General features: G+C 62.3%; 19 protein-coding genes. 9 read left to right on the top strand and 10 right to left on the bottom strand.

Features of this window, described 5'->3' with window-relative positions; all coding sequences use genetic code 11:
• Window positions 1-93: 93 nt before the first annotated feature.
• From CO655_RS20020 to CO655_RS20005, 4 genes are all read right to left on the bottom strand, one after another.
• Complete coding sequence (locus tag CO655_RS20020; RefSeq protein ID WP_097605221.1) at window positions 94-1,044, bottom strand: sugar-binding transcriptional regulator; 951 nt, start codon at window positions 1,042-1,044, stop codon at window positions 94-96.
• 21 nt (window positions 1,045-1,065) lie between these two features.
• Window positions 1,066-2,532 (bottom strand): FGGY-family carbohydrate kinase, encoded by a 1,467-nt coding sequence (locus CO655_RS20015; RefSeq protein ID WP_097666117.1) that lies wholly within the window; start codon window positions 2,530-2,532, stop codon window positions 1,066-1,068.
• A 70-nt stretch (window positions 2,533-2,602) separates the two neighbouring features.
• Complete coding sequence (locus CO655_RS20010) at window positions 2,603-3,559, bottom strand: transketolase family protein (protein WP_097605223.1); 957 nt, start codon at window positions 3,557-3,559, stop codon at window positions 2,603-2,605.
• Complete coding sequence (locus CO655_RS20005; RefSeq protein WP_097666115.1) at window positions 3,559-4,368, bottom strand: transketolase; 810 nt, start codon at window positions 4,366-4,368, stop codon at window positions 3,559-3,561. Before CO655_RS20005 ends, CO655_RS20010 begins: the two co-directional genes overlap by 1 nt.
• A gap of 213 nt (window positions 4,369-4,581) precedes the next feature.
• Here CO655_RS20005 and CO655_RS20000 point away from each other — a divergent pair, with 213 nt between their 5' ends.
• The 5 genes from CO655_RS20000 (at window position 4,582) to CO655_RS19980 (ending at window position 10,048) form a co-directional block, all read left to right on the top strand.
• Complete coding sequence (locus CO655_RS20000) at window positions 4,582-5,562, top strand: ABC transporter permease (protein WP_077989273.1); 981 nt, start codon at window positions 4,582-4,584, stop codon at window positions 5,560-5,562.
• A 116-nt stretch (window positions 5,563-5,678) separates the two neighbouring features.
• Window positions 5,679-6,608 (top strand): sugar ABC transporter substrate-binding protein, encoded by a 930-nt coding sequence (locus tag CO655_RS19995; RefSeq protein WP_097605225.1) that lies wholly within the window; start codon window positions 5,679-5,681, stop codon window positions 6,606-6,608.
• A 131-nt stretch (window positions 6,609-6,739) separates the two neighbouring features.
• Complete coding sequence (locus tag CO655_RS19990) at window positions 6,740-8,218, top strand: sugar ABC transporter ATP-binding protein (RefSeq protein ID WP_097666113.1); 1,479 nt, start codon at window positions 6,740-6,742, stop codon at window positions 8,216-8,218.
• Between the two features lie 21 nt (window positions 8,219-8,239).
• On the top strand, window positions 8,240-9,028 hold the full coding sequence (locus CO655_RS19985; protein WP_097666111.1) for an SDR family oxidoreductase: 789 nt from the start codon (window positions 8,240-8,242) through the stop codon (window positions 9,026-9,028).
• A gap of 237 nt (window positions 9,029-9,265) precedes the next feature.
• The gene (locus CO655_RS19980) at window positions 9,266-10,048 is read left to right on the top strand and encodes a glucose 1-dehydrogenase (RefSeq protein WP_097666109.1); all 783 of its coding nucleotides are present in this window, start codon (window positions 9,266-9,268) and stop codon (window positions 10,046-10,048) included.
• On the opposite strand, the gene CO655_RS19975 is transcribed toward CO655_RS19980, so the two are convergent.
• The 5 genes from CO655_RS19975 to CO655_RS19955 all read right to left on the bottom strand — a co-directional run bounded on the left by CO655_RS19975 (window position 10,038) and on the right by CO655_RS19955 (window position 16,418).
• Window positions 10,038-11,795 (bottom strand): biotin carboxylase N-terminal domain-containing protein, encoded by a 1,758-nt coding sequence (locus CO655_RS19975; protein ID WP_097666107.1) that lies wholly within the window; start codon window positions 11,793-11,795, stop codon window positions 10,038-10,040. The two genes, CO655_RS19980 and CO655_RS19975, sit on opposite strands and share 11 nt — an antisense overlap.
• 10 nt (window positions 11,796-11,805) lie before the next feature.
• Window positions 11,806-13,437: a 5-oxoprolinase/urea amidolyase family protein gene (locus tag CO655_RS19970; protein WP_097666105.1), complete on the bottom strand. Its 1,632-nt coding sequence runs from the start codon at window positions 13,435-13,437 to the stop codon at window positions 11,806-11,808.
• Window positions 13,438-13,444: 7 nt separating this feature from the next.
• Window positions 13,445-14,251, bottom strand: a complete 807-nt coding sequence (locus CO655_RS19965) for a putative hydro-lyase (RefSeq protein WP_097605231.1) — start codon at window positions 14,249-14,251, stop codon at window positions 13,445-13,447.
• Between the two features lie 20 nt (window positions 14,252-14,271).
• Window positions 14,272-15,036 carry a 5-oxoprolinase subunit PxpA gene (locus CO655_RS19960; RefSeq protein WP_097666103.1) on the bottom strand — a complete coding sequence of 255 codons (765 nt, stop codon included), beginning with the start codon at window positions 15,034-15,036 and terminating at the stop codon, window positions 14,272-14,274.
• A 125-nt stretch (window positions 15,037-15,161) separates the two neighbouring features.
• Window positions 15,162-16,418, bottom strand: coding sequence for an NRAMP family divalent metal transporter (locus CO655_RS19955; RefSeq protein WP_097605233.1), 1,257 nt, complete (start codon window positions 16,416-16,418; stop codon window positions 15,162-15,164).
• Window positions 16,419-16,835: 417 nt separating this feature from the next.
• Here CO655_RS19955 and CO655_RS19950 point away from each other — a divergent pair, with 417 nt between their 5' ends.
• A complete protein-coding gene (locus CO655_RS19950; RefSeq protein ID WP_097605234.1) occupies window positions 16,836-17,498 on the top strand; it encodes a GntR family transcriptional regulator in 663 nt (220 codons plus the stop codon).
• 138 nt (window positions 17,499-17,636) lie between these two features.
• On the opposite strand, the gene CO655_RS19945 is transcribed toward CO655_RS19950, so the two are convergent.
• On the bottom strand, window positions 17,637-18,404 hold the full coding sequence (locus CO655_RS19945) for an SDR family oxidoreductase (protein WP_097666101.1): 768 nt from the start codon (window positions 18,402-18,404) through the stop codon (window positions 17,637-17,639).
• 341 nt (window positions 18,405-18,745) lie between these two features.
• On the opposite strand from CO655_RS19945, the gene CO655_RS19940 reads away from it, so the two are divergent.
• From CO655_RS19940 to mobB, 3 genes are read left to right on the top strand one after another with little or no spacing between them, the layout of a single operon-like run.
• Entirely contained in the window at window positions 18,746-19,654 is a 909-nt protein-coding gene (locus CO655_RS19940) for a DMT family transporter (RefSeq protein WP_097605236.1), read from the top strand.
• 9 nt (window positions 19,655-19,663) lie between these two features.
• Window positions 19,664-20,293, top strand: a complete 630-nt coding sequence (mobA, locus tag CO655_RS19935) for a molybdenum cofactor guanylyltransferase MobA (protein WP_097605435.1) — start codon at window positions 19,664-19,666, stop codon at window positions 20,291-20,293.
• Window positions 20,290-20,811, top strand: coding sequence for a molybdopterin-guanine dinucleotide biosynthesis protein B (mobB, locus tag CO655_RS19930; RefSeq protein WP_097666099.1), 522 nt, complete (start codon window positions 20,290-20,292; stop codon window positions 20,809-20,811). The genes mobA and mobB overlap by 4 nt, the downstream gene beginning before the upstream one ends.
• The last annotated feature ends 14 nt before the right edge of the window (window positions 20,812-20,825 follow it).

Here is a 20,825-nt window from a genome sequence, read left to right as displayed (position 1 = left end):
AAACGCACCAGATTTAAAAGCTTCACAAGCTCTGAGGCGCGTAGCCCATAGGCGAAGCCTCGAAGGACGAGGCGGGCGCTCCACCTGCCCTCTTCAGTCGATCAATCGCTGCGCCGTAAACTTGTCCGTAACCAGCATGTCGATGACCCCCACCCGGAGCGCGCCCGAAATAGCGTCGGTCTTCTTCGCTCCGCCGGCAAGGGCGATGACCCGGTCCACCCGTTCGAGGTCCTCGAGTGGAAGCCCTATGACCCGATCGTCCAGGGGTGTTTTGACCGGCTTGCCGTTTTTATCGAAGAAGCGAAGCGAGATATCGCCGACGGCGCCCGCTTCTGCGAGATCAGAGAGTTCGCGCGACGAGAAGATATTCCCGGATCGAGCGAGAAGTTCGGAGGGTTCGACGGCCCCGATGCCGACGATCGCCAGCGTTATGCTGCCGAACAGGTCCATCGTCTCGCGGACGAACGGGTCGGCCTGCATCAGAAGTTTTGCCTCTCTGGATGTCGTAACACCCTGCACGGGCAGCAGTTTCGGCTCGGCGCCGGTCAGCCGCGCAAGCCGCGTGGTCAGCTGCGTCGCATGCGTCTGCACGGAAGGATCGCCCATGCCTCCCAGGGTCTGGACGACGTACTTCGCCTGAGCGCTCTTCTGCGGATGAATGTTCTCGACCATCTTGAAGATGGTCTGGCTCCAGCTCGAAACGCCGATAATCTCCCCCGGCGCAAGCGTCACCTCCAGGAGATGTGCGGCCGCCTCGCCGATACGGGCCATGATGGCTCCGTCCCGATCTTCCGTGCATTCGACGACGATCGCCTCCGGCAGATCGTATTTTTCGCGAAGCGCGCTCTCGAGCTCGCTGTAGGTGCCGACGGGAGGGATCACGCTCGTTCGGACGATATCTTCAGCTTCGGCACGCTTGAGCATGCGCGATACCGTCGCCTGCGACAGGCGAAGGTGTTGTGCGATCTCCGCCTGCCGCCGTCCCTCGATATGATACATCTGGGCGACTCTTGAAATGAGGCGGAGTTCGTTGAGGCGAGTCATCGCTAATCCCAGAGTGAATTTTTATTCACCTTTAGCCTGTGTTTCGCGGGACGTCGAGCGGGCAAGCGCATCATTCCAGGTCTCGAGAAGAACCGCTCGATCCACGGGTTGCGGCTCAATGATTTGGGTGTTCCGCGGCAGCTCCGAGACAATATGGAGATCGCTCCACAAGCCGAGTGACAGCCCCGCCAGATAGGCAGCGCCCAGAGCCGATGCCTCGGGGGCTTCGCATTGGATCACGGGATGGTCGATGAGGTTCGAGACGCATTGCATCAGGAAACGGTTCTGGCTCGGCCCCCCATCCACATAGAGCGCGCCGAGTTCGCCGCCGCTCTGTGCCCGCATGGCCGCGATCACATCATGCACCTGCAAGGCGATGGAATCGGTTACCGACCGGGCCATTTGCGCCCGTGTCGTATTGAAGTTGATCTGCGAGAACAGGGCACGGGCGTTCGAATTCCAGTAAGGCGCCCCCAGTCCGACGAAGGCCGGCACGAAACCGGGTCCACCCGGCGCAGCGCTCGCCGCAAGTTCGACAAGGGCCGCCACATCTTCAAGGCCGAGAATATCCGCCATCCAGGGAAGGCTGGCGGCGCAAACCAGAATATTGCCTTCGAAAGCGAAAATCGGCTTTCCCCCGATGCGCCATGCAACGGTGGTTGTGATGCCGTTGCGCGGGGCAATGAATTGCGGCAGCGTCGTCATGACCGAAGAGCCGGTTCCGAAGGTCACCTTGCCGTCGCCCGGCTTGAATGCGCCGTGACCGAACAGGGCAGCGTGGCTGTCTCCGATCGCGGCCATGATGGGAGTGCCATCCGGCACCCCTGGCAATCCTTGCGTTCTGCCGAAATCGGCAGAGCTGTCGAGCACCTCGGGCAGGAGCGCGATATCGACGCCGAAGATCTCGCCAAGCTCCTCGCTCCATCTCTGTTCCCGGAGATCGAACAGCTGGCTCCTGGCGGCATTCGAAGCGTCGCAGACATGCCGGCGCCCGCCCGTCAGGCAGTGGACGAGCCAGCTGTCGATCGTTCCCAGCCGCACCGGCCGCCCGGCCGGAATACGGTCGAGCAGCCATCGGAATTTCGAACCCGGGAACATCGGATCCAATGGCAGGCCGGTCAGCGCCTGCACACGGTCGAGGCGGCCTTCGGCGATCAGACGTTCGCAATCCTGCGCCGTTCGACGGCACTGCCAGCTGACCACCGGTCCGAGCGCCTCTCCGGTTTCCGCGTCCCAGGCGGTAACGGACTCGCGCTGGTTGGAAATGGCGACCGCCTCGATGCTCACAGCCGGGCCGGCCTTCAGGCAGGCGTCGATCGCTTCGCAGACCGAGGCGTAGAGCCGACGTGGGTCTTGCTCGACCCAGCCCGGCTTCGGATAGGAGATGCCGACAGGAGCCGAACCCCTTCCGATGATGTCTCCCTTTTCGGAAACGAGAACTGCCTTTGAATTGGTCGTGCCCTGGTCGATTGCCAGAATTGCCCGCATTCTATCCTCCACTGATCAGGCGGCGGCCGCGGCGCCAAAATGCGCCCCGGCCGCTTCACGCGATCCCCAGTTACTTGCGCTTGATCAGCGCCTGTGCAGCGTCGGCGATTGCCGACGGCGCCATTCCGTATTCGTCGAGCAGAAACTCTGCCGAACCGGTCGGGGCGTAGACGCCGGGAACGCCGAGACGCTTCATCGGGACTGGGGCATAGTCGACCACCACTTCGGCGACCGCGGAGCCGAGCCCGCCGAAGATCGAATGCTCTTCGGCCGTGACGATCGCCCCGGTTTCCCTAGCCGCGGCGATGATGGCCTCCTCGTCGATCGGACGAACCGTTGCGAGGTTGAGCACCCTGGCATCGATGCCGCGTTCTGCGAGAATCTCGGCAGCCTTCACAATGCGATGGGTCAAGGTGCCGTTGGCGATCAGGGTGACGTCGGAACCCTGGCGAAGGAGATTTGCCTTGCCGAGTTCGAACCTGTGGCCTTCCGGAAGGAGATCGGGCACGCCGACGCGTGACAGACGCAGGAAACAGGGGCCGTTGTAGGTCGCCGCCCACGCAACGGCAGCAGCGGTTTCGATGCGGTCACAAGGTGCAATGACCGGAAGGTTGGGCAGAACCCGCGTCCAGGCGAAGTCTTCGATCGAGTGATGCGTCGGACCGAGTTCGCCATATGCCATTCCGGACGAGATCCCCACCAGCTTGACGTTGGCGTTCGAGTAGGAAATGTCGGCCTTGATCTGCTCCAGCGACCGCCCCGTGAGAAACGGAGCAGCGCCGCACACGAAGGGCAGCCGCCCGCCATTGGCGAGCCCTGCTCCGACGCCGACCATGTTCTGCTCCGCGATGCCGACATTGACGAGGCGTTCCGGAAACCTCGACTTGAAGCCGCCGAGCTTGGAGGAACCGACAGAGTCGTTGCAGACGGCAACGATCGTTTCGTTTTCAGCTGCCAGCCGCTCGAGCGTAGAGGCGAATGCATCGCGGCAATCGTGGAGCTTGGGTGGGTTTACTGGCGCGTTCATTACAGTGCCTCCGACAATTCTGCCAATGCGATTTGGTATTGTTCCTTGCTCGGCACCTTATGATGCCATTCGACCCGGTCCTGCATGAAGGAGATTCCGTGGCCCTTATTGGTATGGGCGACGATGCAATGCGGTCTTGACCCCTGGTGTTCGAGAGCCGGAACGATCTCGCGCATATTGTTGCCGTCGATCTCGGTAACTTCCCAGCCGAAGGCTTCGAGCTTCGGCCGAAGTGGAGCGAGATCATTGGTTTCAGCAAGCGCCGCACCCTGCTGGAACCTGTTGTGATCGATGACCAAGGTCAAGTTGTCGAGCTTGAACTGGGCTGCCGCCATGATCGCTTCCCAGTTCGACCCTTCCTGCATCTCGCCGTCGCCGGTGACGACATAGGTGTGATATCCAGCGCCCGAGAGTTTAGCGGCTTTCGCCATTCCGACTGCAACCGGAAGACCGTGGCCGAGCGGCCCGGTATTCGTTTCGACGCCGGGAACCTTGTTGCAGTTCGGATGCCCGTTCAGCCTCGAATGCGGCTGCAGGAAGGTGGAAATCTCCTCCTCCGGGATGAAGCCGCGTTTTGCGAGCGTCACATACAGAGCGCATGCCGTATGTCCCTTTGAAAGAACGAACCTGTCGCGGTCGGGATGCCTCGGCTGATCCGGCCAGACATTCAGCACACGAAAATAGAGCGCCGTCAAAATGTCGATGACCGACATCTCCCCGCCGATGTGGCCGGCGCCCGCTTCAAAGACCGCCTGGAGATCGCGCAATCGGATCTCGCGGGCGATGCGCTCAAGTTCTGTCGTATCCATGGGTTCCTCTTTAATGCATAAATATTCACTATTCAATATTTTTGCACAACATACCAATTAGTCAAGCCTCTAAACGAACAGCTGGCAGCACCATGCCGGAACAAATCCTGTTGACAGTCGAAAAGCAAGTTGTTAATGAATTTTCCAGCACTGGTGAATAATTATTCTAGCTTGCACAAATATCGGATACAAGCCTAGGCATAGGGAGGAGCAATGGTGGCGCTCGATATCAATGAACAAAGGCTTTCGTCCGGCGCTTGGCTCGGTAAGCTCAAGGGAGCCACCGGACCGCTCGTGGGATTGCTCGCGCTGTGCATCTTTCTGAGCTTCAGCACCGACACGTTTCTTTCGGTTCGAAACGGCCTCAATATCCTCGACCAGATCACCGTCCTCGGCATCATGGCGGTTGGAATGACCTTCGTCATCCTGATCGGCGGCATCGATCTGTCCGTCGGCTCCGCACTCGCCCTAGCGATGATGGTCATGGGCTGGACCGCCAACGTCGCCGGTCTGCCGCTGCCGGTCGGTATCGCCTTTGCGCTGATCGCATCGGCGGCATCAGGCCTGATCGTCGGACTTCTGGTGACGCAGTTCAGGGTTCCAGCCTTCATCGCCACGCTTGCGATGATGTCGGCGGCGCGCGGCGTTGCGAACATGATCACCGACGGCCAGCAGATCGTCGGCTTCCCCGACTGGTTCATGATGCTGGCGATCGATCGCCATTTCGGCGTCATGACTGCCACGGTCTTCCTCATGCTCGCGGTTGTTCTTGCGGCCTGGCTCTTCCTGCACTTCCGCTCCGAAGGCCGCATGCTCTATGCGGTGGGCGGCAATCCCGAAGTCGCGCGGCTCGCCGGCATCAACGTCCCGCTGGTGACGATATCAGTCTATGTCGTGAGCGCCGTCCTTGCGGGGCTTGCAGGCATCGTGCTCGCCGCCCGCCTGGATTCCGTCCAGCCGTCCAGCGGCCTGGGCTATGAACTGGACACCATCGCCGCCGTCGTCATCGGCGGGACATCGCTCTCCGGCGGCGCGGGCGGCATCGGGGGAACGCTGATCGGCGTCCTGATCATCGGTGTGCTTCGCAACGGTCTCAATCTTCTCAACGTCTCGCCCTTCCTTCAGCAGGTGATCATCGGGATCGTCATCGTGCTCGCGGTCGGCGCAGAGACCATTCGTCGGCGTCGCGCCTGACGCGCATGGGCCGCCGCGTTGGCGGACACGGAATTCCGTCCCGGAAATTCGGGGCGGATCAATAACCCAAGGGGGAGGACATACCCTAGGGTCCATCAAACAACGGAGGAACTACAATGAAAATTGCGCGCACCATGCTCGCGTCCGCTGCACTGCTCGGCCTCACGCTCGGTCCCGTTCACGCGGCGGAACTGAAGAAGCTTGGCCTGGCTGTTGCCAACCTTCAGGCAAACTTCTTCAACCAGATCAAGCAATCGGTCGAGGCCGAAGCCAAGAAGCGCGGCATCGAGGTCATCACCGTCGACGCAAAGGGTGACGGGCCGACGCAGGTCAATCAGATCCAGGATCTTCTGACCCAGAAAATCGACGCGCTGATCTACATTCCGGCAGGTGCGGCAGCGGCGACCGTTCCCGTCAAGCTCGCGAAGAACGCCGGCATCCCTGTTGTCAACGTCGACCGCAACGCCGACGGCGCGCCGGGCGATACATTCCTCGCAACCGATTCCGTCGCGTCTGCCAAGGCGGTGTGCGACTACATCCTGAAGGAAGCCGGCGGCAAGGGGAAGATGGTCATCATCCACGGCCAGAAGGGCACGACGCCGGAAGTCGATCGCTCCAAGGGCTGCGGTGAGTCGCTCAAGGCCTATCCTGATGTGAAGGTTGTCGCCGAGCAATATTCGAACATCTGGAGCCAGGACGAAGGCTTCCAGATCATGCAGAATATGCTGCAGGCAAATCCTGATGTCTCGATCGTCTTCGCACAGGCCGATGGTCTCGCGCTTGGCGCCGCTCAGGCAATCAAGGTCGCAAATCCCTCGCAGAAGATCGTGGTCGGCGGCTTCGATGGAGACACCGCGGCTCTCGAAGCCCTCAGCAAGGGCGTCTTCAACGTGACGGCGACGCAGCAGACGCAGAAAATGGGCCGCGATGCAGTCGAAAACGCCGCCAAGCTTGTCGCCGGTGAAAAAGTGCCGCCGGTACAGCTCTTGGATGCCACGCTGACAACCAAGGAAAACGTCGCAGGCTTCATCGCCAACCATCCCTAACGCATCGACCCGAAAATCGGGAACGATTTTCGGAAAGCACGATGCGAGGATTGAAAGTGTTAGAGCGTCCTTTGTACGTCCGAAAGGACGCACGGCGCTCTAATGAAGTCGAGGTCTTGAGGAGGTGTGCCGTGACTGATCCGGTTCTTTCCCTGAGGGGCATATCCAAGTGGTATGGTCCGCTCCAGGTTCTGAAGAATGTCAGCCTGGACGTCTATCCCGGTGAAGTGGTTGCACTTCTCGGTGAAAACGGAGCGGGCAAGTCGACGCTGTCAGGCATCATCGCCGGCTCACGCACACCCTCCGAGGGATCGATGACATGGCTGGGGCAGCCTTATGCCCCGGCCACCCCACGCGAAGCGATCGACAAGGGCGTTGTCCTGATCCATCAGGAACTGCAGCTTCTGCCGCAGCTGTCGATTGCGGAAAACGTCTTCATCGGACGCTGGCCGATGAAGAACGGCGTCGTTGATCGTGCCCAGATGGTTCGCCGGGCCCAGGACCAGCTCGCGCGTTTGAACCTCCATATACCGGCAACACGAATGGTCGCCGGTCTTTCCACGGCAAATCAACAGCTCATCGAGATCGCCAAGGCGCTGGCTCTCAACGCCAAGCTCCTGATCCTCGATGAACCGACAGCCGCCCTTGGCGGCGCGGAGACGGAAGCTCTGTTCGAACAGGTTCGCAAGCTTCGCTCGGAAGGTGTCGGCATCGTCTACATTTCCCACCGCATGGAAGAGATCAAGCAGATCACCGACCGGATCGTCGTTCTTCGCGACGGGGAGCGGGTGCAAGAATTCTCAGACAGCGCCACCCCGGTGCGAACGATCGTCGAGAGCATGGTCGGACGCCCGCTTGATCGCCTGTTCCCTACCCTGCCCATTCCGACGGACCGCCCGGTCCTTGAGGTATCCGGGCTCAGCTCGCCGGATGACTCTTTCCGCGACGTGACCTTCGAGGTGCGGGCCGGCGAAATTCTCGGCATCGCCGGACTGGTCGGCGCCGGTCGCACCGAGCTGGTGCGTGCGATTTCGGGAGCAGATCCAATCAGTGCAGGCTCGATCAAGCTCGAAGGCGAGGAGCTCAGGCTGCGCGACCCGGCCGACGCGATCGCCAAGGGCGTCGTGATGGTTCCGGAAGACCGCAAGGCGCAGGGTCTGATTGTCGGGCACCGGATCAGCGAGAACATTATCTACGCCAATCTCGATAAACTCGGCGGTGGCTGGATTACGCCGCGCATCAAGCGCTCCTTCGCGGAAAAGGCGGTTGCCAAGTTCGGCGTCAAGGGCCGCGCCGAGCAATACGCCTCCGACCTTTCCGGCGGCAACCAGCAGAAGGTCGTGATCGCGAAGTGGCTCTTGCGCGAGCCCAAGGTCGTGGTCCTCGACGAACCGACGCGAGGCATCGACGTCGGCGCCCGCGCGGGCATCTACGACATCATCGTCAACCTTGCCAAACAGGGTGTGGCGGTCATCGTCGTCAGCTCCGACCTCGAGGAAGTCCTCGGCGTTTCCAATCGCATTCTCGTGCTTGCCCAGGGCAAGCAGGCAGGCATCCTCGATCGTGACCAGGCCAATGACGTCTCGGTCATGGAGTTAGCGACCATTTAACAGACAGAGAAAGGAAGAGCGGTGTCTGACATCACTCTGAACGCCCCGAAGCTTTTCGACCTCAGCGGCGGGGTTGCCATCGTAACCGGTGCCGGGAGCGGCATCGGGCAGCGCATTGCCATCGGCCTTGCGCAATGCGGCGCTGATGTGGCGCTGCTCGACCGTCGAACCGACAACGGACTGGCCAGGACGGCTGAGCATATTCGCGCCGCCGGCCGCCGCTCGATCGAGATCGCGGCTGACGTTACGAGCAAATCTTCCCTCGCAGAGGCAGTCGCACGCACCGAAGCGGACCTCGGCGCCTTGACGTTGGCCGTCAACGCTGCAGGCATCGCCAATGCGAACCCGGCGGAGGATATGGAAGAGGATCAGTACCAGACGTTGATGGATATCAACCTGAAAGGCATATTCCTGTCCTGCCAGGCCGAGGCCCGCGCCATGCTGAAGAATGGAGGCGGCTCCATCGTCAACATCGCCTCCATGTCGGGCGTCATCGTCAACAGGGGCCTCAGCCAAGCGCATTACAATGCCTCCAAGGCGGGCGTCATCCATATGTCGAAATCCATGGCGATGGAATGGGTCGGCCGCGGCATTCGCGTCAACACCATCTCCCCCGGCTATACGGCAACGCCGATGAACACCCGTCCGGAGATGGTTCACCAGACCAAGCTCTTCGAAGAGCAGACACCGATGCAGCGCATGGCAACGGTCGACGAAATGGTAGGGCCGGCGGTCTTCCTGCTGTCGAATGCGGCAAGTTTCGTGACCGGCGTCGATCTTCTCGTCGACGGCGGTTTCTGCTGCTGGTGATGCGAACAATAAAGCTCGTTGCCGGCAACTGGAACATGAACCGATCTCGCTTCCTCCCTGGCTGAGATCGAGGCGCTGAAGGGACCAACGGGCAAGACGGCGCGCGATATCGTCGTCCGCCCGCCCTTCCCGCCGATGGAACAAGCTGAGGCCACGGCGCCGTCATGGGCGCTCAAGACTGCGCGAACTCGTTCAGCGGATTTGCCGTCTCCCGAGGGATATCTGAAAGGAAAGAGGATGAAACGCTTCGAAAACAAGACTGTCGTTATCACCGGCGCCAGCCGCGGCATCGGCGCCGCCATCGCCAGGCGCTTTGCGCGCGAAGGCGCCAATCTCGTGGTCTCGGCCAATGAGGATCTGGTCCACGGCGTTGCCGAAGCGATCAGGGCCGACGGCGGCAAGGCGATCTCCTTCATCGGCGACGTCACCGACAAGGCGAGCGTCAAGGCGCTCTACGACGCCGCCGAAAATGAATTCGGCGCGGTCGACGTCTCGATCCAGAATGCCGGCGTCATCACCATCGCCCGCATCGAGGACCTGACCGAAAACGAGTGGGACAAGGTCATGGCCGTCAACACCAAGGGCGTCTTCCTCTGCGCTCAGGAGGCGATAGCGCGCATGCGCAAGCACAAACGCGGCGGCCGCATCATCAACACCGCCTCCGGCCAGGCCCGCGACGGCTTCATCTACACCCCGCACTATGCCGCCTCAAAAATGGGCGTCGTCGGCATCACCCAGAGCCTCGCCAAGGAAGTCGCGACCGAAAACATCACCGTCAACGCCTTCTGCCCCGGCATCATCGAAACCGACATGTGGGCCTATAACGACCAGGCCTGGGGCAAGCTGCTCGGCAATTACGGCCCCGGCGAACTGATGAAGGAATGGGTTGAAGGCATCCCGATGAAGCGCGCCGGCTCCGGCGAGGACGTCGCCGGCCTGGTAGCCTTCCTCGCCAGCAACGACGCCGCTTACATCACCGGCCAGACGATCAATGTCGACGGCGGGTTGATCATGTCGTAGGTGGAGCAGAGGACACCGGCTCCTCGAAGCGGGCGATTTCCGCTCCCGCCTGAAGATATCCGCCAACCTCTGCCTTGATCCGAATCTTGCCTGCCCTCGATGCCGTGACCTGGGTTTCCATCTTCATCGCCTCCATGACGGCGATGAGATCACCGACAGCAACCTCCGCGCCATCTTCGACCTTGAACGCCTGCAGCGTGCCGGAAATCGGTGCGGTTATGGTCGCTGCGTCGTCGGTCTTTGCCCCTGTCGGACCTCCGCTACCCGCGCCTGCAAGTCCGCCGAGACCGGCAAGGAGCGCCGCGGGAATGCCGAGTTCATGTCGCTTGCCATCGATCTCGACGTGGGTGCGGATCAGGTGGCCATCGGCAACCGGCTCGGGTCGGGCGACGGCCGAAAGCCGATCGGCGAAGCCGGTCTCGATCCAGCGCGTGTGCACCTTGAATCCTGTCTCGCCGATAAATTCTTCTGTCTCGATCGCGGCGCGGTGGAAGGGAAGGACCGTTGCGACGCCCTCGATCCTGAACTCCTTCAGAGCACGGCGGGCGCGGCTCAACGCCTCCTCACGGGTACTACCCGTGACGATCAGCTTCGCCATCAGCGAATCGAAGGTGCCGGGAACGGTCGAGCCCACGCCGACGCCGGTGTCGAGACGGATGCCGGGACCGGAAGGCGCGTCGAAAGCCGTGATCGCACCGGGTGTCGGCAAGAAGCCACGGCCGGGATCTTCGGCGTTGATACGGAACTCGATCGAGTGGCCACGCGGGGCAGGCGTTTCGGTGACGCGCAGCGGCAGGCCATCGGCGATGCGGAACTGCTCGATCACGAGATCTATGCCGGTCGTCTCTTCGGTTACCGGATGCTCGACTTGAAGGCGCGTGTTCACTTCGAGGAAGGAGATCGTACCGTCGACACCGAGCAGGAACTCGACCGTTCCCGCCCCCGAGTAGCCGGCCGCCGCACAGATCTTCTTCGCGGCGTCGTGGATCGACTGGCGCTGAGCGTCGGAAACAAACGGTGCCGGCGCCTCCTCGACGAGCTTCTGGTTGCGCCGCTGTAGCGAGCAGTCACGGGTGCCGAGAACCAGCACATTGCCATGTTTGTCAGCCAGCACCTGCGCCTCGATGTGGCGCGGACGATCGAGGAAACGTTCGAGGAAACACTCGCCGCGGCCGAAGGCGGCCTTGGCCTCACGCACGGCGGATTCGTAGAGTTCCGCCACCTCCTCCATCTTCCAGGCGACCTTCAGGCCGCGTCCGCCGCCGCCATGCGCCGCCTTGATGGCAACGGGCAGACCGTGTTTCTCAGCAAAGGCGGTGACTTCCGCAGCGGTCTCGACCGGACCGTCACTGCCAGCGACGAGGGGCGCCCCGACACTCAGCGCAATGCGCCGGGCCTCGACCTTGTCGCCAAGCGCTTCGATGACATGCGGATCCGGTCCGATCCAGATGAGGCCTGCATCGATGACGGCTCGGGCGAACTCCGCACGCTCGGACAGGAACCCGTAGCCGGGATGAACGGCGTCGGCGCCCGAACGTTTGGCAATGTCGATCAGCTTGTCGATATCGAGATAAGTTTCCGCCGGACGGCTGCCGGAGAGCCCGTAGGCTTCGTCCGCCAGCTTGACGAAGAGCGCATCCATGTCCGGATCGGCATAGACGGCGACCGATTGCAGGCCGTGGTCGCGACAGGCCCGGATGATGCGCACCGCAATCTCGCCTCGGTTGGCGATCAAGACTTTCTGCATGGATGTCTCCTCATTTATTTCTCGGCGGCCGGGCTTTGGTGTCGGGCACGTGCGGCCGAACATCGGCAAACCTCGTCACGGGCCGGAAGCGTATCTGGGCATTGACCGGGATCTGCCCGGCGAGATCGAGATGATATTCGGCGACCGTGCCGATGACCGGGTAACCGCCGGTCAACGGATGGTCCGCAAGGAAAAGCACCGGCTGGCCGCTATGCGGCACCTGGATCGCGCCGGTCGCGGTTCCCTCGCTCGGCAGTTCCGTCTTGTCCTTCCGCTCGAGCGCGATGTCGCCGGAAAGACGGATACCGACACGATTGGACTGTGGGGTCACCTGCCAGAGTTGACCCGAGAAACTGGTGATGCCGGCCTCGGTGAACCAGTCGCTGCGTGGTCCCATGATCACGTCGAGCGTCACGATCTCGCCGGAAGCCGGAAAGGCGAAGGCCGGCGCTTCGGAAAGCGATACGCTGCCGAGAAACTGCGTCGCCGTTTGCAGTGTCAAGATCGTCCCTGCCGTGACCGGGTCCGGGCCGATGAAGGCAAGCGTATCGGTCGAGGCGCTGCCGAGCACCGGCTCGACAGTGAGACCGCCGCGGATCGAAAGATAGCTTCGCATGCCGCGCGGCGCATGGCCGAGCGTCACCACATCGCCGGGCTCCAGCGAGATGGGCTGATAGGTTTCGGCGGCAATGGTGCGCCCTAAGGCATCGCGGATCGATATCGGACAGGGCGCGCCGGTCAGTGCCATCACCGCCCGGCCCGACGCCTCGAAAGAAAATCCGCCGAGGATGATTTCGAGGCACGGGGTGCCCGCAGCATTGCCGACGACGCGGTTGGCAGCCTTGAGTGCCCCTCGATCGAGCGCGCCTGAGGAGGACACGCCCTGGCCGGTCTTGCCGAAGCGGCCGAGGTCCTGAAACAGTGCCGGCATGGGTGCGGCCAGGACCTTTAGTGTCACAGCCTCTCCGGTGAACTCGGCCGGGCCTGGATCTACGACCTTCGTCGCCGGAGTGGAAATCGCAACCGCCCGCTTTTCGAGATCGAAGAAGCGCACGCGGTAGCCGGGTTGGAACAAGGCCGGCGGATCGCGCGACAGGTCCCACATTTTTTCCAGCGTCGTGCCGATGATCTGCCAGCCGCCGGGACTTGCCTGCGGATAGACGCCGGAAAAGGCGCCAGCAAGGGCAACCGAACCTGCCGGAATCCGAGTCCGCGGGCTTTTGCGCCGCGGCACCTGCAGCGCGGGATCACCACCGACAAGATAACCGAAACCGGGGGCAAAGCCGCAGAAGGCGACGGTGAAGGTGCTCTCGGTGTGACGACGGATGACCTCTTCGACTGACAGACCGGTCAGTTGCGCCACATCGGCAAGGTCTTCGCCGTCATACTGAACCGGGATTTCGACGAGCTGGTCGGACGGCGCGATGCGGGCCGAAAGGTCGCGGGTGGCGATCTCGCCGGCAAGCCGTTCCGCGGTGAGCCTTTCTGCGCGAAAGCCGATCATCAGCGTGCGTGCGCCCGGCACTATGTCTTCGATGCCCTCCACCGGATCGGTTTCGAGCGAAGCAAACAGCGCCAGCGTCTGGTCGAGATCGTCGAGTTCGACCAAAAGGGTCGTCAGGTTGACGGGCAGGAAGCGCATCGGATCCTCAGGCGTGATAGGCGGTGTCGGGAATGTCGGTGATGAACATATGCCCTGGCGCGTGGGTGATGGCAAAGGGCACGCCGGATGCCATCACGGCGGCCTGCGGAGTCACACCGCAGGCCCAGAACACCGGGATTTCACCCGGCTCGACACGCACCGGATCGCCGAATTCCGGCTTCGACAGGTCTCGGATGCCGATTTCTTCCGGCGCGCCGATATGGATGGGCGCGCCATGCACCGCCGGGAACCGGCCGGAGATTGTCGCAGCATCGGCAACGCGGCTCGCCTTGATCGGCCGCATCGACACGACCAGGTTGCCGCGCAGCCGGCCTGCCGGGCGGCAGGCGCGGTTGGTCAGATACATCGGAACGTTCGACTTGTCGGTAATATGCCGGATCTCGATGCCCGCCTCGGCCATCGACGTTTCGAAGGTGAAGCTGCAACCGATGAGGAAGCTGACGAGGTCGGCGCGTTCCGCCCAGGCCTTCGTCGCGTCCGCGATTTCCTCGGCGAGCTTGCCGTCGCGCCAGATGCGATAGAGCGGCAGATCCGTGCGAAGGTCGGCCCCCGGAGCCAGAAGCGTCATGTGCGAGCCGGGATCGGAAACGTCAAGCAATGGGCAGGCCTTCGGATTGCGCTGCGCAAAGAGCAGGAAATCGAAGGCCCAGTCGCGCGGCAGGACGAGCATGTTTGCCTGGGTAAATCCCGGCGCCACACCCGACGTCGGCTCGGCACTACCGGCCCGATAGCGCCGGCGCGCGAGGCGCGCCGCTTCGGCATCGATGTGGCCAAGGTTCTCAATCGCAATCATGGTTTCCTCCAAATATATGCTCACGCCGCCAGAAACGAGCGAACGGTGATCCCGTCGGTCTCAAAGGCCTGACGAATCGCCTGGGCGATCGCTACAGCACCGGGGCTGTCGCCATGGACGCAGATCGACTGAGCATCGACCTTGATGGTCGAGCCGTCGATCGCTTCGATCGTACCCTCGTGAGCAAGTTGCAGCATGCGACGGGCGATCACGGTTGTGTCGTGCACAATTGCGCCCGGTTCACGACGCGAAACGAGTTCCCCGCCGGGCGTATAGGCGCGGTCGGCGAAAGCCTCGGCCACGGTCTTGAGGCCGGATTTGTGCGCGAGTTTGAGGATGGGTGCTCCGGCCAGGCCCATTAGAACCAGATCCGGATCGATCGCCTTGATGCCGTCGATCACCGCCTGGCCCTGTATTGGGTCGTGGGCAATGCGGTTGTATAGCGCGCCGTGCGGCTTAACGTAGCCGACTACGACGCCGGCAGCAGTGGCGACGCCTTTCAGCGCGCCTATCTGATAAATGACGTCGGCGGTCAGTTCCGCGCTGGTGACGCCCATGTCGCGCCGTCCGAAGCCGACGCGGTCGGGATAGGAAACATGGGCTCCGACCGAAACGCCCCTTTCAGCGGCGGCTTTGACAGTCTTCAGAATGCCGAGCGGATCGCCGGCATGGAAGCCGCAGGCGATATTGGCGCTGGAGACGATGGCCAGCATAGCCGCGTCGTCGCCCATGCGCCAGGCGCCGTAGCTTTCGCCGAGATCGCTGTTCAGATCGATGGCAGTCATGTCAAATCTCCCCTGTGAATCACGAACGATGTCGGCCGGGCTGCCCGAACCGAAAGCGTGATTAATTCAAAAAGTCAGAGCGGGGCCCGGGCTTAAAGGCGCGCCCGCGCCCTCCTCGTCCCGCGTTACGCGGCAAGCAGCGCGAAGATCGGGCCGATCGACTTGTAGCCCATGTACCAGGTCAGTGCGCCGACCAGTACGCCGAGCACCAGCAGCCAACGCGGATAGCGATAGCCTCCCATCAGGTCGGACCGGGCCCAGGCCGCATAGATGAAGATCGACAGGCCGATCGGCAGAATCAGTCCGTTCAGCCCCCCGACGAAGATCAGCATCTGCGCCGGCGGCGTGGTGATGATCACGTAGAAGAACAGCGACACGGCAATGAAGATGACAGTCGCGATGTTGCGCGCCCGTTCGGTGATGTCTCTCTTGAAAATCGTGACGAACGAGACCGAGGTGTAAGCGGCGCCGATGACCGAGGTGATCGCAGCAGCCCAGAGGATGACGCCGAAGATGCGCAGACCAATGTTGCCAGCGGCGGCCTGGAAAGCCTGGGCAGCCGGATTGGCACCTGCGCCGGAAACATCGATGACGGCTCCGCCCGCAACCACGCCGAGGACGGCCAGGAAAAGCACGTAGCGCATGAGGCCGGTGACAGCGATGCCCGTCAGTGCTGCACGGTTGACCGCACCGAGATTCTCGATGCCGACCGTGCCCTTGTCGAGCAGTCGGTGGGCGCCGGAATAGGTGATATAGCCCCCGACCGTGCCGCCGACGATGGTGGTGATAGTGGCGAAATCGATGGTGGACGGCAGAAAGGTCTGGAACAGCGCGTCGCCGACTGGCGGAGCCGATGCGAATGCAACATAGACGGTCAAGGCGATCATCAGGATGCCGGCCAGGACAATGAAGCGATCGACCGCCATGCCGGCACGCTTCGACAGGAAGATGCCGATCGAAAGCAGCGCGCTGATCGCCCCGCCAAGCTTCGGATCAAGGCCGATCATCGCATTGATGCCGAGGCCTGTGCCGCCGATGTTGCCGATGTTGAAGAATAATCCGCCGACGATGACGAGAATTGCGAGCAGATAGCCGGAGCCCGGGAGGGCCGCGTTGGCGAGATCGGAAGCCCGCATCTTCGTCAGGGTCACGATCCGCCAGATGTTCAGCTGAACGACGAAATCGATCAGGATAGAGGCAAGGATCGCGAAGGCGAAGGCCGCACCGAGTTTTGTTGTGAACGTCGCCGTCTGGGTGATGAAGCCCGGACCGATGGCAGACGTGGCCATCAGGAAGATGGCCGCCATTAGCGCAGCGCGGCGCGACTTGGCCGACATCCGCGCCGGCGCAACGGTTGTCATCGAAATTGCTGACTGTTCCATGAACCCCTCCTTATGTGCAGACCGACGCCGAGATCTCGGCGGGCTGCCTAGGTTTGTTGACAGGCATCACGGTGACACGTTTTACAATTCTGTCAAGATTGTTCAACGATTCTGCTGTATCGTTCTACCAAATAACCCCCTTCGACCGCAACAAACTCACTTGGGCGAGATGTCATTGATTGTTGCAAGTTCCGGCCACATCCGAAGTGGATCTTGCCTCCTTCCGTGCATCAACGATAAGTAAGCGGTTGCGGGGCCTTTCATTTTCTGTCTGCCCGATGGGCCATGTACGGCGTCTGGCGTTGCCCCGGTCCGCGTGGTCAAGCCACTCCTCTTATGGCTCCCGGAGATGCAAACCGCTATACCGGTGCGCAAGGGCGCGGAGGTTTCATTCGTGTCTGCGTATTAGAGGATTTGATGGTCGAACAAAATATCACATCGGCGCTTGCGCCGCGCCTGGCGGAGGAAATCCGCGACAAACTGATTGCTGGCGAATTGAAGCCGGGCCAGCGCCTTTCCGAGGCAGCGCTAAGTGCCGGTCTGGATGTGTCGCGCAACTCTTTGCGTGAGGCATTCCGGCTCCTGACAAAAGAAGGGCTCTTGCGGCACGAGCCCAATCGCGGCGTTTTTGTCGCCACACCCAGTATGGCCTCGATCATCGACATCTATCGCGTGCGCCGTGTGATCGAATGCCAGGCGCTCGCCAAGGCGTATCCTAACCATCCGGCGGTGGCACGAATGCGCGCGGCAGTCACGCGTGCCAAGCTCGCGCGCGAGGCCAAGGATTGGGGTATGGTCGGCAGTGAGAACATGGTCTTTCACGCGGCGATCGTAGATCTCGCCGACAGTCACCGTCTGAACACTTTCTATGCGCAGATCGCCGCAGAGCTGCGTCTCAGCTTCGGCCTGCTCTCCGATCCCGAGCTGTTGCACGCTCCTTACGTCGACCTTAATGCGGCAATCCTTGAAAAGCTTGAGGCAGGGAGGACGGCCGAAGCCTCAGCGGCACTTGAGGCGTATCTGATGCAGTCCGAGCGCACTGTTCTGGCCGCTTTCTCGCGAATTGGTGGCGCCAAATGAATTGCACGCTCGGCCGCGCCTTTCGATGCCGCTTAGAGGATTCGTCTCTGGTCGCGAAAATAGCCCCGCGGCGCATGGCCATCGGTGGCGGATGGACAGGTCCGCGGCCATCGGGTGCCGATCCTGCCCTCGCCCACCCTACGTCCGGCTGATCGAAACCCCACCATCGGCGAGCATCGCCGTCCCCGTCACGAAGCTCGACAGATCAGACGCAAGGAAGAGCGCCGCATTGGCGATCTCTTCCGGCTGCGCCATGCGCTTCAGCGCATGCAACCCCTCCACAAAAGCCAAGACTTCCGGCGTAGCATCCGGCGCATTGGTGATGCTGGCAGGCGTGTCGGTGCCGCCGGGAAGCAGGGCGTTGGCGCGGATGTTCTGCCGCCCGAGTTCGGCGGCTAGCACCTGCACGAAGCCGATCAGCCCCGCCTTGCTCGCCGCATAGGCGGCCATGCCGGGCATGCCGGCGGTGTAACCGACGAAGGTGGAGGTGAAGATCAGCGATCCGCCGCCTTGTCCCATCGCAGCCGATTGATGTTTGGCGCCGAGGAAGGCGGCGGTGAGATTGGTCTCGAGCGTCTCGCGCCAGCCGTCCAGCGACAGCCCGGCGACCGGCCCCATCTCGCCGAGGATGCCAGCATTGTTGAAGCCGATATCGAGCCGGCCGAAGCGCGAGACTGCCGTATCGGCAAGCCTTGCCTGCAGCGCCTCGTCCCTGACGTCGCCCGATATCGCGACTGCCTGCCCACCCTCCGCCTCGATTTCGCCGACGACGGCATCGAGCGCCGTCTGTCGCCTTCCGGTGACCACGAGCTTCGCACCTTCCCGCGCAAAGAGTTTCGCCGCCGCGCGGCCGATGCCGGAGCTTGCGCCGGTGATGATTGCGACCTTGTCGTTCAGAAGTGTCATGTCCGTTTCTCCTCAGTTGTCGAGGCATCCCAAATCTCAAACATCAGGCGACGCAGCCACCCGTTTCCCGCGCGGGCAAACGAAAACCGCCGGCAATCGATGCTATCGGCCGGCGATCAACTGAATTGCCGAGCAGGACGGGAGCTTCCATCGACGCATTGGAAATATCGGAATTCGCATTGTAAAACGTTCACTTGCCGCGGTTTCCAAACATGCACTTGCCGCGACGTCAGCACCATTGTGCGCCGCATCATCGATTTATCCCGGGTGTGACATTCATCCGATTCCCTTCATGGTTCTTCCCGACTAAGAAGGGGCGCACAGGTAAAGGGAATCTCTTCATGTCGCGGTCACGCAATACTGAGGGCGCCATCTATATGAGCATGGCGATGGCTGGCTTTTCCGCGAGCGATGCTCTCTCCAAATCGGTGATCGCCCATATGAACGCAGGCGAGATCATGTTCCTGCGCGGCCTCTTCACCAGCCTGCTCGTCTATCTGATCGCCAGGAAAATGGGCGCCCTGCGCTCCTGGCGCATCGTGCTCAAGCCGGTCATCATCCTCCGCATCATCTGCGAAATGTTTTCCGCCGTCACCTATATCACCGCGCTCGGCATGATGCCGATCGCCAACGCCTCGGCGATCCTGCAATCGCTGCCGCTGGTGGTCACCTTCGGTGCCGCGCTGTTCTTCCGCGAGCCGGTCGGCTGGCGGCGCTGGTCGGCGATCCTCGTCGGCCTCGTCGGCGTGATGATCATTATCCGTCCCGGCCCGGAAGGTTTTACCGCCGCCGCCCTGCTCTGCGTCGGCGCGGTGCTGACGACGGCCGGCCGCGATCTCGCCACCCGCTCGATCGATCCGGAGATTCCCTCGCTGATGATCACCGTCATCACCGCCATCTCCATCTCCTTCTTCGGTGCTTTGCTCATCCCGGTGCTCGGCGGCTGGCAGCCGGTCAGCGCCACGTCGCTCGGGCATCTGCTGCTCGCCTCGGTGCTGGTGCTCGTCGGCTACCAGTCGGTCATTCTCGCCATGCGCACCGGCGAAATCTCCTTCGTCGCGCCGTTCCGCTATACCAGCCTGATCTTTTCCTCGCTGCTCGGCTTTTTCTTCTTTGCCGAAGTGCCGGACAGCCTGACGCTGCTCGGCGCCGCGATCGTCATCGCTTCCGGCCTCTATACGTTCTATCGTGAAGCCAAGCGCCGGGTGCCGCCGATCGCGCAGGAATCCGCGCCGCGCTCACCGGTTTGAGGCAGGATGATGACGGAGTTCTCGCTCGACAGATCCGATATAGCAGGCATCGTGCTGGCCGGCGGCCGCTCACAGCGCATGGGCCGCGACAAGGCGAGCGTGATGCTCGGAACCGAAAGCCTGTTGCACCATGTCCTGAGCCGCCTCGCGCAGCAGGTCGCCGCCGTCGCCGTCAACGCCGATCTCGCCACGGAAGATGTGCCTGTCGTCCCCGACCGTTTTCCCGGCAAGGCCGGGCCATTGGCCGGCATCCATGCGGCCATGCTCTATGCCGCCGGCCTTCCCGGGATCACCCATGTCGTCACCGTCTCGGTGGATTGCCCGTTCTTCCCGGCCGATCTCGTCGCCCGGCTGGCGGCAGCGATCGAACGCCCGTCGCAGATCGCCATCGCTGCTTCCGAAGGCCGCAGCCATCCCGTCTTCGGGCTCTGGCCGGTGACGCTTGCCGCCGATCTCGAAGCCTGGATCGCCACCGACGAGAAACGCCGCGTGCGCGACTTCCTGTTACGGCATGACGTTACGGAAGTGGCGTTTCCGCTGCATCCGACCCGCGCCAGCCTGCTCGATCCCTTCTTCAACATCAATACGCCGGACGATCTTGTCGAGGCGCAACGCTGGCTGGAGGCCCTTCGCGTATGACCGCACCCAAAATCTTCGGCATCGCCGGCTGGAAGAACTCGGGCAAGACGGGGCTCGCCGTCCGGCTGGTGACGGAGTTTACGCGCCGCGGCTACAGGATCTCGACGATCAAGCATGCCCATCATGATTTCGACATCGACAAGGTCGGCGCCGACAGCTACCGCCACCGCGAGGCCGGCGCCCACGAGGTCACCATCGTCTCCGGCACCCGCTACGCCATCATGCACGAGCTGCGCGGCGCGCCCGAACCCGAGTTCGAGGAAATCCTCGCCCGTCTCGCCCCCTGCGATCTCGTTCTGATCGAAGGCTACAAGCGCGAGCCCATCCCGAAAATCGAGGCCCGCCGCCTGGAGGCTGCCAACCGCCAACCGCTGGCGCCGAGCGATCCCCATATCTGCGCCATCGCCGCAGATCATGCTGTCGCCGATACGTCCCTGCCCGTCTTCGATCTGGACGACACAGGCGCCATTGCCGATTTCATCGCCGGCGTCGTCGGGCTCGAAGAGGCCCGATCGTAAGTCCCGGGTCCGGG

Source organism: Rhizobium sp. M1 (assembly GCF_002531805.1).
Classification (GTDB): Bacteria; Pseudomonadota; Alphaproteobacteria; order Rhizobiales; family Rhizobiaceae; genus Rhizobium; species Rhizobium etli_C.
This window is presented reverse-complemented; position numbering and strand designations above follow the sequence as displayed.

Coding starts and splice junctions, on each gene's coding strand:
- CO655_RS20000 (WP_077989273.1), top strand. CDS start 4,582: ATGGTGGCGCTCGATATCAATGAACAAAGGCTTTCGTCCGGCGCTTGG.
- CO655_RS19950 (WP_097605234.1), top strand. CDS start 16,836: ATGGTCGAACAAAATATCACATCGGCGCTTGCGCCGCGCCTGGCGGAG.
- mobB (WP_097666099.1), top strand. CDS start 20,290: ATGACCGCACCCAAAATCTTCGGCATCGCCGGCTGGAAGAACTCGGGC.
- CO655_RS19945 (WP_097666101.1), bottom strand. CDS start 18,404: ATGACACTTCTGAACGACAAGGTCGCAATCATCACCGGCGCAAGCTCC.
- CO655_RS20015 (WP_097666117.1), bottom strand. CDS start 2,532: ATGCGGGCAATTCTGGCAATCGACCAGGGCACGACCAATTCAAAGGCA.
- CO655_RS19940 (WP_097605236.1), top strand. CDS start 18,746: ATGTCGCGGTCACGCAATACTGAGGGCGCCATCTATATGAGCATGGCG.
- mobA (WP_097605435.1), top strand. CDS start 19,664: ATGACGGAGTTCTCGCTCGACAGATCCGATATAGCAGGCATCGTGCTG.
- CO655_RS20020 (WP_097605221.1), bottom strand. CDS start 1,044: ATGACTCGCCTCAACGAACTCCGCCTCATTTCAAGAGTCGCCCAGATG.
- CO655_RS19955 (WP_097605233.1), bottom strand. CDS start 16,418: ATGGAACAGTCAGCAATTTCGATGACAACCGTTGCGCCGGCGCGGATG.
- CO655_RS19960 (WP_097666103.1), bottom strand. CDS start 15,036: ATGACTGCCATCGATCTGAACAGCGATCTCGGCGAAAGCTACGGCGCC.
- CO655_RS19970 (WP_097666105.1), bottom strand. CDS start 13,437: ATGCGCTTCCTGCCCGTCAACCTGACGACCCTTTTGGTCGAACTCGAC.
- CO655_RS19995 (WP_097605225.1), top strand. CDS start 5,679: ATGAAAATTGCGCGCACCATGCTCGCGTCCGCTGCACTGCTCGGCCTC.
- CO655_RS19975 (WP_097666107.1), bottom strand. CDS start 11,795: ATGCAGAAAGTCTTGATCGCCAACCGAGGCGAGATTGCGGTGCGCATC.
- CO655_RS19965 (WP_097605231.1), bottom strand. CDS start 14,251: ATGATTGCGATTGAGAACCTTGGCCACATCGATGCCGAAGCGGCGCGC.
- CO655_RS20005 (WP_097666115.1), bottom strand. CDS start 4,368: ATGGATACGACAGAACTTGAGCGCATCGCCCGCGAGATCCGATTGCGC.
- CO655_RS19980 (WP_097666109.1), top strand. CDS start 9,266: ATGAAACGCTTCGAAAACAAGACTGTCGTTATCACCGGCGCCAGCCGC.
- CO655_RS20010 (WP_097605223.1), bottom strand. CDS start 3,559: ATGAACGCGCCAGTAAACCCACCCAAGCTCCACGATTGCCGCGATGCA.